This window comes from Prauserella rugosa (assembly GCF_000719975.1).
Taxonomy (GTDB): Bacteria; Actinomycetota; Actinomycetes; order Mycobacteriales; family Pseudonocardiaceae; genus Prauserella; species Prauserella rugosa.
Genome location: NZ_JOIJ01000012.1, coordinates 56325 through 69355, shown reverse-complemented (window position 1 = coordinate 69355; position 13031 = coordinate 56325). Strand labels below are relative to the sequence as shown.

Below are 13031 nucleotides of genomic sequence, written 5' to 3'. Positions count from 1 at the left end.
TCGGGGCCCTGTGGGCCGGTCAGGTGATGTCGGCGTCCGCGGGCAGCGCGGGTCGGGCTGCCACCTCGGTCAGCAGCCGTACCGAGGCGGCCACCATCGGCAGCACCGTGGCGGCGCCGGCGCCCGTGCCGAGCCGGATGTCGAGGTCGACCACCGGGTCCAGGTCGAGGTGATCCAGCGCCAGCACCTGTGCGGGTTCGGCCGAGCGGTGGGCAGCCAGCCACCACGAGCGCGCGCCGGGGGCGAGTTCCTCGGCCAGCAGTGCCGCGGCGGCCGCGGCGAGCCCGTCGAGCACGACCGGGGTCCGCCGCACCGCCGCCTGTGCCAGGAATCCGGTCATCGCGGCGAGATCGGATCCGCCCGCGGTGCGCAGCAGGGCCAGTGGCTCTCCGGTGACGGGGCGACAGCGCCGGAGCGCGTCGCGTACGACGGTCGCCTTGCGCATCCAGGCGTTGTCGTCGATGCCCGAGCCGCGGCCGATCGCCGCGACGGGTTCGGTGTCGGTCAGCGACGCCACGAGCGTCGAGGCAGGGGTGGTGACGCCGGCCCCGATGTCGGCGGGCACGAGCAGGTCGGCGCCCTCGTCGATCTCGGCGTCGGCGGCGCGTACGCCTGCGAGGACGGCGGCTTCGGTCTCGTCGCCGGTGAGCGCGTCCTCGGTGTCGATCGATCCTGATCCGCGCCGCACGTGGTCGGGCCCGGGTGTGTCGGTGTCGGTCCCGACGTCGACGACGCGGATGCCCGCGCTGGCCGTGTCGGCCAGGACGTTGAGGGCCGTGCCGCCCGTCTCGAGTGCGGCGAGCAGCTCGCGGGTGGTGCCCGGGCCGCCGCGCGAGACCCCGTGGGCGGTCACGCCGTGGTCGGCGGCGAAGACGACGACGCGCATCCGTCGCAGCGGCTTCGGCGGCGTGCGCCCCTGGCAGGCCGCCACCCACGCCCCGATGCGCTCGAGTCTGCCCAGCGACCGTTCGGGCGTCAGGAGTGAGGCGTGCCGCTGGAGCGCGCCGGCACGTGCGTGTTCGTCGGGCAGGGAAACGGGACCGAACTCGATGCTCACGCGCTCAAGCTACCGGGCGGTGCGTGTGGTCGGCGTCCAGGTAGGACACCGCGCCGGAATCGTATGCTCGTGCCCGTGATGCGAGGGAACGCGGCGGGTGTGGTCCTGGCCAGTGGGTCGGGGTCACGGGTCGGTGCCGCCGTCAACAAGGTGTACCTGCCGATGGCCGGACGTCACGTCCTGACGTGGTCGTTGGACGCGTTCGCGAGTGTGCCCGACATCGGTGTGCTCGTGCTCGTGACGCGACCTGGGGACCGCGACCTGGTCGACGCGGTGCGAGCGGAGACCACGGCCACTGACCTCGAGATCGTGCACGGCGGGCAGACGCGTCAGGACTCCGAACTCGCGGCTTTGCGGAGTCTGGCGGGAAGAATCTCGGACGGCACTGTGGACACCGTCCTCATCCATGACGGAGCGCGGCCGCTCGTTCGGCCGGAGTTGATCGCCGGCGTACTCGACCACGCGCGCGCCCACGGCGGTGCGATTCCGGCGCTGGAGGCCGACGACGTCGTCGCTGTCACGCCCGAGGGGGCGGTGGCGAGCGAACCCGGTCCCGGCCGCAACGTACGGGTCCAGACCCCGCAGGGATTCCGCGCTCGGCCGTTGCTGGAGGCCTACGAGAACGCCGCCCGCGAGGGTTTCGTCGGCACCGACACCGCGTCCTGCATGGAGCGGTTCTCCGCGGTGCCGGTCGGTTGTGTCGCGGGGGAGGCCGAGAACATCAAGGTGACGTACCCGCACGATCTCGCGATCGCCGAACACGTGCTGGCCACGCGCTGACGCTGCGCGGTGCGCCGGCCCGGCCCGCCGATGCCCGTCGTCGCCGTTCGGACGGCGACGACGGGCGACAGGCGGGCGGGCACTGAAGGTGCCCCGGGCGCCGAAAGGCACCGACCGGCACCGAAAGGCACCGACAGGCACCGACAGGCACTGACCGGGATGGTCAGAGCGATTCGGGGCTCTTGGTGTGCCTCGGGTCGGTTTCGACGACGTCGCCGAGGGTGTCGTCGATGGCGGCCATCAGGTCCGCGTCGAGCTTCACACCCGCGGCCTTGACGTTCTCGTGCACCTGCTCGGGCCGCGAGGCACCGATGATCGCCGAGGCCACGTTGCGGTTCTGCAGCACCCACGCCACCGCGAGCTGCGCGAGCGACAACCCGGCCTGCTCGGCCAGCGGCGTCAGCTTCTCGACACGCTCGAGCACCTCGTCCCGCATGAAGCGCCGCACCGCGCCTGCGCCACCCTTCTCGTCGGTGGCGCGGGACCCGGCCGGCGCGGGCTGACCCGGCTTGTACTTGCCGGTGAGCACGCCCTGAGCGATCGGCGACCAGACGATCTGGCTCATGCCCTCGCGCTCGGAGGCGGGCACGACCTGGTCCTCGATCACCCGCCACAGCATGTTGTACTGCGGCTGGTTCGACACGAACGGGATCTTCAGCTCGCGGGCCAGTTCGGCGCCGCGCGTGATCTGCTCCGCGGTCCACTCCGAGACGCCGACGTACAGCACCTTGCCCTGCCGCACCAGGTCCGCGAACGCCAGCATCGTCTCCTCGAGCGGAGTCGTGTGGTCGAAGCGGTGCGCCTGGTACAGGTCCACGTAATCGGTGCCGAGCCGCCGGAGCGAGGCGTGGGCCGACTCCATGATGTGTTTGCGGCCGAGGCCCTTGTCGTTCGGGCCCTTCGGGCCGGTCGGCCAGAAGACCTTGGTGAAGATCTCCAGGCTCTCGCGGCGCTGGTCCCTCAGGCCGCGGCCGAGCACCGACTCCGCTGCGGTGTTCGCGTAGACGTCAGCGGTGTCGAAGGTGGTGATGCCGGCGTCCAGCGCCGCCTTGATGCAGGCGTGCGCCTGGTCCTCCTCCACCTGCGAACCGTGCGTGAGCCAGTTGCCGTACGAGATCTCACTGACCGAGAGGCCGCTGCGGCCGAGCCGTCGAAATTCCATGTCGCCACCCTACTCCCGGTGCTTTGCATAGCTAACGAACCGGAAGGGGTGGCATCGATCTCGCTTACGGAATCGGGTCGCCCGGCTTGACGCGCGGCTTCGGGACGCGCAGGCGACGCAGCTGGCTGGCACGGACGAACGCGTACCAGCCCAGCGACGCGCCACGGATGTGCTCGTTGGGGAAGCGCTCCCGCGCCGCCTTCGCGACCCGCCTGCCGTTGATGAAGCCCTCCACCAGCATGCCGAGCAGGAAGATCGTCGTGACGAGCGTGGCGTACTGCTGGATCGCCACCACCGGCACCAACAGTGAGACGAACACCAGCACGGCCAGCGGCATGAACAGGCCGAGCACGTTGCGGCGCGAGTCGATCAGGTCCCGCACGTACGCCTTCACCGGACCACGGTCGCGGGGGAGCAGGTAACGCTCCTCGCCTGCCAGCATGCGCTCGCGGCGCTCCCTGGCCGCGGCGCGGCGCGCTTCCTTGTCCTCCTTGGTGACCGGGTTCTGCTTCTTCAGCTCCCGGTTACGGCGGATGGCCTCCCGGGTGGTCGTGGGAGGCGGGGCCACCGGACCGCGGCGCTTGCCCTCGGCCTCGGCACGTTTGGGCGTCGGCCTGCCCTTCGCCGGGGTGTAGCCCTTGGGCGTGTGAGATCCGTCGGACTCGTCGACGCCGACGGCGGTCTCGTCGGCGGGGTCCGATTCGGTCTTGTCGGCGTTGTTGCGGCGCAGGAACCTCACACCGCCAGGGTATTGCAGTGCTCACTGCCGATGTTCAGCCGGTCGAAACATGTGACACCATGACGGGAGCAGAACAGGGAACAAGACGGACGTCCTCCGTGTTGGCTCCGGTAGAGACCCCGAGCCCTGCATAGATTTGAGGAGTGCCATGACGACCGCTGAGCAGACCGGCAACACCGCAGCCGAGGAGGCCACGCACGGCGTCATCCTGACCGAGTCGGCCGCGTCGAAGGCGAAGGCGCTGCTCGACCAGGAGGGTCGCGACGACATGCACCTGCGCATCGCGGTGCAGCCGGGCGGCTGTGCTGGCCTGCGCTACCAGCTGTTCTTCGACGAGCGTGAGCTCGACGGCGACCTGTTCCGTGAGTTCAACGGCCTGCGGGTCGCCGTGGACCGGATGAGCGCGCCGTACGTCGAGGGTGCCCAGATCGACTTCGTCGACACGATCGAGAAGCAGGGCTTCACGATCGACAACCCGAACGCGGGTGGCTCCTGCGCCTGCGGCGACTCGTTCCACTGAGTCTGCGCTCCGCGCAGTCCACGGACGCGAGAGTTCGAATACGCCACGAGCGCCGGCCCTACGGGGTCGGCGCTCGTGGCGTATTCGAATCGATGGTCGTCCCCTCCGGCGCGGGACCGCTTCCGCGCCGTGGCCCATCGGGGGTGTCGTGGCCTGCGGGGAGTGAGGGGCCGCGATCGCCGTTGATCGCGGCCGTCTCAGAGCTTGCCTTCCGTCACACGTACGCGTCCAGCTCTGCAACCTGAGCGTGACATGCTTCGTCGACCGTCCACGGCTGTGCGGCGGGCGCGGCACGCGGCGTGGGGACCTGGGACGTGTCTTCGGGGCGGGGGATCTGGCGGCAGTCGGAGACGAGTTCGTCGATCGACTCGGGCTCCGACCTGCGTTGGATGCTGTTCACCGCGCCGAAGGTAGGGATCGAACGGCGGCGCCGACAGCCCTACCGCCGGGTAGTCGTGTCTTACCGCTCGGTAGTCGCTCGGCGGGGTTACGAGCAGGGCCGGCGCGTGCCGGAACCACGCATCAGAACCACGCACCAGAACCACGCATCAGAACAAGGACGCCTTGCTTTGGGCGAAGAAGGCGTTGTCCACCGCGATGATCCCGGCCAGTACGAGCGTGCCCAGCGGTTCGGGCGTCTGGTACGGCCTGGTGAGGATGTAGGCGTCCTCGCGGCTGAACGCGGGCGGTTTGCGCTGGCAGTCGACGACCTTCTGCCCGCTCGCGTCCGTCAGGTTGAGCACGTTGTTGCGCATCCCGCCGAGCTTGAGCTGTCCGATGCGGGCGTGACCGGAGTACAGACCCAGCGTGATGCGGCCGACGAGTTTCTCCGACTCGACGTGTCCGATCGGCGTGCCGTTGGGCAGCGTGACGTCGAACCGCGGTTTTGCCGCCGACCGGAACCGCAGCGCACGCGCCACGTGGAAATACGGCGTGCCCGCTGCGTCGAGCAGCTCGAAATGCTGGGACAGTCCCAGCCCGCCGCCGTCGTCGCTGAACGTGCGGTCCTGCTTCGCCTCGTCCGGCTGCACCTGGGCGATCACGCCGATGGCGGAGCCGTTCTGATCGGTGATCGCGTAGCTCGCCCTCGCCAGCATCCCGACGAACAGACGTTTGTCCTGGACGATGGTGATGGCCGGTGCGCCGTAGATCGGCCCCGCCCCGAGCTGGGCCATCGCCTGCCCAGCAGGAGCCTGCTGGGTAGGCGTCTGCGCAACGAGACCGCTCTGCCCCGGTTGCGGGCCGAACTGGGACGCGGCGTGCGCAGGCGGCTGAGGCGGCTGCTGAGACTGCTGGGGCGGCTGCTGAGGTGGTGACTGCTGCGGGGCCGGGTGGAGTGCTGGCTGAGGCGTGGCCGGTGGCTGCTGCGCCGCGACGGGCGGAGCCCCAGCCTGCCCCGCACCGCCGTACTGCCCCGCACCGCCGTACTGCGCCGCGCCGCCGGGCTGGGACGTATCGCCGGGCTGGCGAAGACCGCCGTACTGGGAAACACCGCCGTACTGGGGCGGGTACTGCTGCCCGCCGTGGGGCGCCCCGTACTGCGCAGCTCCCTGCTGGGGTCCTGATGGGGGCTGCTGCGGTGGTACCGGCTGGGTGTGTGAGGTCCACCGATACCCGTCCCACCAGCGGACGAGATGCGGATTGGCCTGGTCCGGATACCAGCCCGGTGCCGGCTGCGACATGGCCCGCAGTGTAGGCGCCCGATCGCCGCACCGCCCGCGTTACGGGCGGGTGCGCCGGCACCGGGAACGGCGTCAGGGATGGACCTCAGAGAGGAACGTCAGAGGTACACGGGGTACTGCGGCTCGGGAACCTCGGGCTTGATGCGGTTCTCGATGAAGATGCCGTGCCAGATCATGAACACCAGCAGGGCCCACAGCCTGCGGCTGTGGTCGAGCGTGCCCGCCCGGTGCTCGTCGAGCAGGGCGCGCACCGCCGCCTTGTCGAGCAGGTGGCCGGTCTGCGAGTCGGCGATGATGCCGCGGGCCCACTCGTACATCTCGTCGCGCAGCCACAACCTGATCGGCACCGGGAAGCCGAGCTTGCGCCGGTTCAGCACGTGCTGCGGGACGATGCCGTCGAGCGCCCTGCGCAGGGCGAACTTGGTCGTCTCCTTGGTGATCTTCTGGTCGAGCGGGATGCCGGAGGCGACGCGGAACACCTCGGAGTCGAGGAACGGAACGCGCAGCTCCAGCGAGTTGGCCATCGTGACCTTGTCGGCCTTGACCAGGATGTCGCCGCGCAGCCACGTGAACAGGTCGACGTGCTGCATCCGCGAGACCGGGTCCCAGCCGCGGGACAGCTCGTACCAGGGGCGCGTGACGTCCTGGTGGCCCACGCCCTCGGTGAACACCGACAGCACCTCGCGCAGCTGGTCGTCGCGGAAGAGGCGCGCGTTGCCGTAGTAGCGCTCCTCGAGGGGCAGCGAGCCACGGCGCAGCAGGTCCTTGCCCCGTTTGCCCTCGGGGATGAGGTTCGACACGCTGCCCGCCAGCTTGCGCAGCGCGCCGGGCATCTTCTCGAACGGAGCCAGCGACAGCGGCTCGCGGTAGATGGTGTAGCCGCCGAACAGTTCGTCCGAGCCCTCACCGGACAGCACGACCTTCACGTGCTTGCGCGCCTCGCGGGCGATGAACCACAGCGGTACGAGTGCGGGGTCGGCCACCGGGTCATCGAGGTACCAGACGATCAGCGGGAGCGTCTCCATCATCTCCTCGGCGGAGACGGTGCGGACGACGTGTTTCACCCCGATCGCGGCGGCCGACTCGGCCGCGACGTCCACCTCCGAGTAGCCCTCGCGCTCGAAACCGGTGGTGAACGTGATCAGGTTCGGGTTGTGTTCCTTGGCCAGCGCGGCGATCGCGGTCGAGTCGATGCCACCGGACAGGAACGCCCCGACGGTGACGTCGGCACGCATGTGCTTGGCCACCGAGTCGCGCATGACCTCGGCCACCTCCTCGTGCAGCGACGCCGTCTGCGCGGGGCCCGAGACCTCCTTGGTGCGGAACTCGGGGGAGAAGTAGCGGTCGGTCCGCAGCTCGCCGCCCGGCGACACCGTGAACGAGGTGCCCGACTCGATGCGGCGCACGTTGCGGTGCAGCGACTCCGGCTCGGGCACGTACTGGAGCACCAGGTAGTGCTGCAGCGCGGTGCGGTCCAGCTCGTTGGAGAGGCCGAGCGTGTCGGTCAGCTCGAGCAGGCTCTTCTTCTCGCTGGCGAACGCGACACCGTTCGGCCCGGAGGAGACGAACAGCGGCTTGATGCCGAACGGGTCGCGCGCACCGAAGACGACCTTGCTCTCCGAGTCCCAGATGAGGAACGCGAACATGCCGCGCAGCCGGCCCACCGCGGCGGGACCGAGGTGGTGGTAGGCCGCCACGATGGCCTCGGTGTCGCCCTCTGTGGTGAAGGTCGCACCGTGCTCGCGGGCGAGCTCCTCACGCAGCTCGACGTAGTTGTAGATCTCGCCGTTGAAGTTGATGGTGTACCGCGTCGGGTTCTCCGGCGGCCCCCAGGTCAGCGGCTGATGCGAGTTGTCGACGTCGATGATGGCGAGCCGGTTGAACCCGAAGACGATCTCGCCGTCGGCCCAGGTGTCGGTCTCGTCGGGGCCCCGATGACGTTGACAGCGCAATGCCTGACCCACGGCGGGCCGTGCCTTCGCCGCCTCGTCTTCACTGGGACACACCAGTCCAAGCAGGCCGCACACGCGTCTTCACACACCCTTTTCGCTCATCGTGCTCGCTGATCAGACCCCACCTGCCGCCCGCGACCCGGCCCTGCGCGGGACCGGTGCGAACCGGCGGCGGAGGCGACGCAGCGCTGGAGTCGCCAGTATGCCCGGCATGTGTGCGGGGTTACGGCGGCGGGGGCAGGGATACCCCTTGGGCGCCGATCCGGTTCAGCTCGGCTAAAGTCCCCCTACGTCACGTAGTGATCGGGCGAGGAGGCATCGCGCAGTGGGCGTTCCAGAACGCACCCGGAACTCAGGCCGGGGCAAGGTCGCCAAGGTGGCCGTGCTCGCCGGGCTCGTCGCCGTGCTGGCGAGCGGGTGTTCCGGCGAGGAGGTCCTGCGGTTCGGGTGGCCGGAGGGCGTGACCCCCGAAGCCGACAGCATGCGGACCTTCTGGACCTGGTCGGTCGTCGCAGCTCTTGTCGTCGGCGTCATCGTGTGGGGCCTGATGTTCTGGACGATGGCCTTCCACCGGAAGAAGCCGTCCGCCTCCGGTGAGGACGCGCTGCCGCGGCAGTTCCAGTACAACGTGCCGCTCGAGCTCTTCTGCGTCGTCGTGCCCGTGATCATGGTCTGCGTGCTGTTCTTCTTCACGGCCACCACCGAGAGCAAGGTGCTGGCCAACGAGGAGGAGCCCGACGTGACCGTCGACGTCATCGGGTTCCAGTGGAACTGGGAGTTCGCCTACCCCGAGGAGGCGAAGACCGACGACGGCCAGACCGTCTCGACGGTCGGCAGCTCCTCGGAGATCCCGCTGCTGGTCCTGCCGACGGACCGGAAGATCCAGTACAACCTGCGGTCGACCGACGTCATCCACTCGTTCTGGGTGCCCGAGTTCAACTTCAAGCGGGACGTCATGCCGTTCCCGGAGAAGAACAACCAGGACAACGTCTTCCAGAACACCATCGACAGGGAGGGCGCGTTCGTCGGCCGCTGCGCCGAGCTCTGCGGCACCTACCACGCGATGATGAACTTCGAGGTGCGCGCGCTGTCGCCGGAGCTCTACGACCGGTACATCGAGCTGCGCACCGAGACCAACCAGCAGACGGGTCGCCCGAACACGGCAGCCGAGGCGCTGCAGAAGCTGCAGGACGAGGGCTGCGACGAGGAGCTGTGCAGCCCGACCGCCACGACGACCCAGCCGTTCTCGACGGACCGCACCCTGCGGACCGCGACGGGCTGACCGGCCTCGCCGGCGCGGCCCCGCGGAACCACCTGAAGCAACCGGATCCACTCAGTACTCTGATCACGAACGCTGAGCTACCAGTAAGGACACAGGGCACATGAAGAACGAAGCCAGGCTGTTCGACATCGTCATGGTCTTCGCGTTCTTCGTGGCGGTCGTCTACGGCGTGATGACGGGCGTCATGACCGACGACGGGGTCGAGCCGATCGGCACCGTCGCACTGATCCTGACCGGCGGGTTGACGCTGCTGGTCGGCAGCTACATCCGCTTCGTCGGCCGCCGCATCCCAGCCCGCCCCGAGGACAACGAGGAGGCCGAGGTCAGCGACGGTGCCGGTGAGCTGGGCTTCTTCAGCGCCGGCAGCTACTGGCCGTTCGGGCTCGCCGCCTGCGCGGCCCTCGGCGGTGTGGCGCTGGCGTTTTTCCAGATCTGGCTGCTGATCTTCGCGATCATCGGCCTGCTCATCACGATCGGCGGCCTGGTGTTCGAGTACCACACCGGACCCAGCCACCACTGATCTCACCGCTCATACGGCAAGCCCCGCTCCGGACGGATACGGAGCGGGGCTTGCTCTATGTGGCGTGTTTGTGCGCGGTGGTCTGTGCGGAGCGCCGGGCGCCGGCGGAAGCGGTGTTCAGTCGTTCGCGGTCGTCGCCGAGAAGGAGATCCACTTCTGCAGCAGCTCGGCGGCCGAGCCGGAGTCGATGACCTCGGCAGCCCGGGCCAGCTGCCCGCGCAGCTCCTCGGTCAGGTCCGCGTCCGCGGAGAATCGGGGGAAGCCCTCGTAGGCCGCCAGTGCGCCGGCCGCGTTCAGCAGGACGGCGTCGCGCACGGGGCCCGGTTTGCCGCTGACGAGCTCGTGGACGACCTTGGCGTTCACCTCCGGGCTTCCGCCCTTCAGATCGGCCTCCGTGCTCAGAGGAAGGCCCAGAGCCCGCGGATCGATCGTGGTCTCGTGGATCCGCCCACCGGAGATGACCCATGCCGTCGTGGTGGTCGTGTTGGTGATCTCGTCGAGACCGTCGTCACCCCGCACGAGCAGCACGTCGTGGCCACGCTGGGCGTACACCTCGGCGAGCACCCGGGTCTTGTCCTTGTAGGCGCAGCCGATGAGGCTCGCCGACGGCTGGGCGGGGTTGCTGAGCGGACCCAGCATGTTGAACGTCGTGGGCACGCCGAGTTCCCTGCGCGTGGCGCCCGCGTACTTCAGCGCGGGATGGAACGCGGGGGCGAAACAGAACCCGATACCGACCTGTTCGACACACCGCAGGACGTTCTCCGGCGACATGGTGATTGCCACACCCATGGTTTCGAGCACATCCGCGGCACCGGACTTCGACGAGGCCGCGCGGCTGCCGTGCTTGACGACCGGCGCTCCCGCCGCTGCCACGACCAGGGACGACATCGTCGAGATGTTCACCGAGCCCGCGCGGTCGCCCCCGGTGCCGACGATGTCGACGGCCCGGTAGTCGATGTCGAGCGTGCGCGCGTGGGCGAGCATGGCCGAGGCCATGCCCGCGATCTCGGCGGGCGTCTCACCCTTGGCCCTCAGCCCGACGGCGAATCCGCCGATCTGGGACGGGGTCGCCGCGTCGGACATGATCTGGTCCATCGCCCATGCGGTCTCGGTCTCGGAGAGATCGGCGCGGTCGATGAGCCTGCCCAGGACGGAGGGCCAGGTGAGTTCGTCGGTCATGTGCGGTGATCAACCCTGTACTGGTGTGAGGTGCTGCGTGCGCAACACCTCGGCGATGGTTTCGGCTGCGGTGAGCGGGTCGAGCGGATGCACGAGGACGGCGTCCGCCTGTGACCAGGTGGCGAGCCATCGGTCGTCGGCACGCCGGACGGCGACGGCGATCGGCGGGCAGGGCTCGATCTCGTTCTTGAGCTGCCTGCACAGTCCGATACCGCCGGTGGGCTGGGCCTCCCCGTCGAGGATCGCGAGGTCGACGTTCCCCTCGTCCATCTCCGCGAGCACGTCGCCGACCCCGGAGACCTCGACGTAGGTCACGGTTCCCAGATCGGCAGCGGGCCTGCGGCCGATCGCGGTCATGATCGCGTCCCGGACCTCGGGGCGGTGGCTGAACACGAGGATCCGCCTCGCCTGGTCGGTCATGTTGCCGTCCTCCATGTCACCGGTTCGCGCGCAGCCTCGTCGCTGCCGCGCGTCGATGTTATGTCATGGCCCACGGCCGCGTCTCCTGCTCGCGGACGAGGATGATCACCGGTGGCCGACAACGCCCCGACCTGGAGCGACCCCGGCGATCATGAGGTTTCCACGACTCTCCGTAGGACCCGGCCTGCACAGCCCGGAGGGGAGCAGACATAATGCGACTCGTGACAACGGCAGCTCCCAACATCAGCCAGCGAGTGCACTCGCTCAACCGGCCGAACATGGTCAGCGTCGGGACCATCGTCTGGCTGTCCAGCGAGCTCATGTTCTTCGCCGGGCTGTTCGCGATGTTCTTCACGGTCAAGGCGCAGAACGACACCGGCCACTGGCCGCCGGTGAACGAGGCCACCGGCGAGCTGATCCACTTGGACATCGCCTACGCGCTGCCGTTCACCGTCATCCTGGTGGCGTCGTCGTTCACCTGTCAGTTCGGCGTGTTCGCCGCCGAACGCGGTGACGTCTTCGGCTTGCGCCGCTGGTACCTGATCACGCTGCTCATGGGCACGGTCTTCGTGCTCGGGCAGGCCGGCGAGTACATCACGTTGATCAGCGAGGGTGTGACGATCCCCTCCGGTGCGTACGGCACCGTCTTCTTCCTGACGACCGGCTTCCACGGACTGCACGTCATCGGTGGCCTGATCGCGTTCGTCTACCTGCTCATCCGGACGAAGCTGAGCAAGTTCACACCGGCGCAGGCCACCTCGGCCATCGTCGTGTCGTACTACTGGCACTTCGTCGACATCGTGTGGATCGGCCTGTTCGCGGTGATCTACATCGTCCCCTGACGCATTGACCACTGTGATCCGTTCTTCCAAGTACGGCCGAACTGACAGCAAGGGTTGCCGCAGAAGATGACCTCCACGAAGAAGCCCGCCACGACGGGCGACCGGCGAGCGGGGCGCCGCTCGAAGTTCCGTAGGCGTGTCGCCGGATTCGCCGCGCTCGCGATGGCGTTGATCGGCGCAGGCGGGCTGTACGCCGTGTTCGCTCCCGAGCCCCAGACGGCCCAGGCGCAGGCCGATCCCGCCCAGATGCGCAAGGGCGAGCAGATCTACAACAACACCTGCATCTCGTGCCACGGCTCGAACCTCGAGGGCGTCGAGGACAAGGGCCCGAGCCTCGTGGGTGTCGGCGAGTCGGCGGTGTACTTCCAGGTCTCCAGCGGCCGGATGCCGATGGTGCGCCAGGAGGCACAGGCCGCGCGCAAGCCGCCGAAGTACACGCCCGAGGAGATCGACGCGCTCGGCGCCTACATCCAGGCGCACGGTGGCGGCCCGCAGAAACCGAACGAGACGGGCGAGGCGCTCCAGGGGGACAACCCGGCTCGTGGTGGCGAGCTGTTCCGCCTCAACTGCGCGTCCTGTCACAACTTCACCGGCCAGGGCGGTGCGCTCTCGTCGGGCAAGTACGCGCCCGAACTCGCCCCGGCGAGCGAGGACGAGATTTACACCGCGATGCAGTCCGGCCCGCAGAACATGCCGAAGTTCTCGGACCGGCAGCTGACTCCTGAGGAGAAGCAGGACATCGTCGCCTACGTGAAGTCGGTCAGCGACGGCAACAACCAGCCGGGTGGTAACTCGCTGGGTGGCCTCGGACCGGCCTCCGAAGGCGTCATCGCGTGGGTCGTGGGGATCGGCGCTCTGATCGGCGCCACCCTGTGGATTGGATCGAGGGCATAGGC

The 13031-nt window shown here is 69.0% G+C and carries 14 protein-coding genes; 6 read left to right on the top strand and 8 right to left on the bottom strand.

The genetic code is table 11. The annotated features are described in order from the left end of the window. Positions 1–19: 19 nt before the first annotated feature. The gene (locus tag IF64_RS0117255) at positions 20–1057 is read right to left on the bottom strand and encodes a nicotinate-nucleotide--dimethylbenzimidazole phosphoribosyltransferase (protein WP_036876969.1); all 1038 of its coding nucleotides are present in this window, start codon (positions 1055–1057) and stop codon (positions 20–22) included. A gap of 78 nt (positions 1058–1135) precedes the next feature. Here IF64_RS0117255 and IF64_RS0117250 point away from each other — a divergent pair, with 78 nt between their 5' ends. Continuing rightward, positions 1136–1837, top strand: a complete 702-nt coding sequence (locus IF64_RS0117250) for an IspD/TarI family cytidylyltransferase (RefSeq protein ID WP_145600672.1) — start codon at positions 1136–1138, stop codon at positions 1835–1837. Positions 1838–2000: 163 nt separating this feature from the next. Here the strand turns inward: IF64_RS0117250 and IF64_RS0117245 are convergent, their stop codons facing one another. Together IF64_RS0117245 and IF64_RS0117240 are read right to left on the bottom strand one after the other, a co-directional pair. After that, positions 2001–2999, bottom strand: coding sequence for an aldo/keto reductase family protein (locus IF64_RS0117245; protein WP_030533167.1), 999 nt, complete (start codon positions 2997–2999; stop codon positions 2001–2003). 64 nt (positions 3000–3063) lie between these two features. Continuing rightward, positions 3064–3738, bottom strand: coding sequence for a DUF3043 domain-containing protein (locus tag IF64_RS0117240; protein ID WP_030533166.1), 675 nt, complete (start codon positions 3736–3738; stop codon positions 3064–3066). Between the two features lie 148 nt (positions 3739–3886). Between IF64_RS0117240 and IF64_RS0117235 the strand changes: the two genes are divergently transcribed. After that, the gene (locus tag IF64_RS0117235; RefSeq protein ID WP_030533165.1) at positions 3887–4258 is read left to right on the top strand and encodes a HesB/IscA family protein; all 372 of its coding nucleotides are present in this window, start codon (positions 3887–3889) and stop codon (positions 4256–4258) included. 214 nt (positions 4259–4472) lie between these two features. On the opposite strand, the gene IF64_RS0117230 is transcribed toward IF64_RS0117235, so the two are convergent. The 3 genes from IF64_RS0117230 to asnB all read right to left on the bottom strand — a co-directional run bounded on the left by IF64_RS0117230 (position 4473) and on the right by asnB (position 7967). Beyond that, positions 4473–4658: a hypothetical protein gene (locus IF64_RS0117230; protein WP_030533164.1), complete on the bottom strand. Its 186-nt coding sequence runs from the start codon at positions 4656–4658 to the stop codon at positions 4473–4475. A gap of 148 nt (positions 4659–4806) precedes the next feature. Continuing rightward, complete coding sequence (locus IF64_RS26675) at positions 4807–5940, bottom strand: DUF2510 domain-containing protein (RefSeq protein ID WP_036876967.1); 1134 nt, start codon at positions 5938–5940, stop codon at positions 4807–4809. 98 nt (positions 5941–6038) lie between these two features. Beyond that, entirely contained in the window at positions 6039–7967 is a 1929-nt protein-coding gene (gene asnB, locus IF64_RS0117215) for an asparagine synthase (glutamine-hydrolyzing) (protein ID WP_030533161.1), read from the bottom strand. Positions 7968–8217: 250 nt separating this feature from the next. Between asnB and ctaC the strand changes: the two genes are divergently transcribed. Both ctaC and IF64_RS0117205 read left to right on the top strand, forming a co-directional pair. Next, entirely contained in the window at positions 8218–9174 is a 957-nt protein-coding gene (gene ctaC, locus IF64_RS0117210; protein WP_030533160.1) for an aa3-type cytochrome oxidase subunit II, read from the top strand. A 100-nt stretch (positions 9175–9274) separates the two neighbouring features. Beyond that, positions 9275–9694 carry a cytochrome c oxidase subunit 4 gene (locus tag IF64_RS0117205; RefSeq protein WP_030533159.1) on the top strand — a complete coding sequence of 140 codons (420 nt, stop codon included), beginning with the start codon at positions 9275–9277 and terminating at the stop codon, positions 9692–9694. A 117-nt stretch (positions 9695–9811) separates the two neighbouring features. On the opposite strand, the gene trpD is transcribed toward IF64_RS0117205, so the two are convergent. Together trpD and IF64_RS0117195 are read right to left on the bottom strand one after the other, a co-directional pair. Next, on the bottom strand, positions 9812–10873 hold the full coding sequence (trpD, locus tag IF64_RS0117200; RefSeq protein ID WP_030533158.1) for an anthranilate phosphoribosyltransferase: 1062 nt from the start codon (positions 10871–10873) through the stop codon (positions 9812–9814). Between the two features lie 9 nt (positions 10874–10882). After that, positions 10883–11293, bottom strand: a complete 411-nt coding sequence (locus IF64_RS0117195; RefSeq protein ID WP_030533157.1) for an amidohydrolase family protein — start codon at positions 11291–11293, stop codon at positions 10883–10885. A gap of 212 nt (positions 11294–11505) precedes the next feature. On the opposite strand from IF64_RS0117195, the gene ctaE reads away from it, so the two are divergent. Both ctaE and qcrC read left to right on the top strand, forming a co-directional pair. Continuing rightward, a complete protein-coding gene (gene ctaE / locus IF64_RS0117190) occupies positions 11506–12135 on the top strand; it encodes an aa3-type cytochrome oxidase subunit III (RefSeq protein ID WP_030533156.1) in 630 nt (209 codons plus the stop codon). 66 nt (positions 12136–12201) lie between these two features. Continuing rightward, positions 12202–13029, top strand: coding sequence for a cytochrome bc1 complex diheme cytochrome c subunit (qcrC, locus tag IF64_RS0117185; RefSeq protein ID WP_030533155.1), 828 nt, complete (start codon positions 12202–12204; stop codon positions 13027–13029). Positions 13030–13031: the final 2 nt, after the last annotated feature.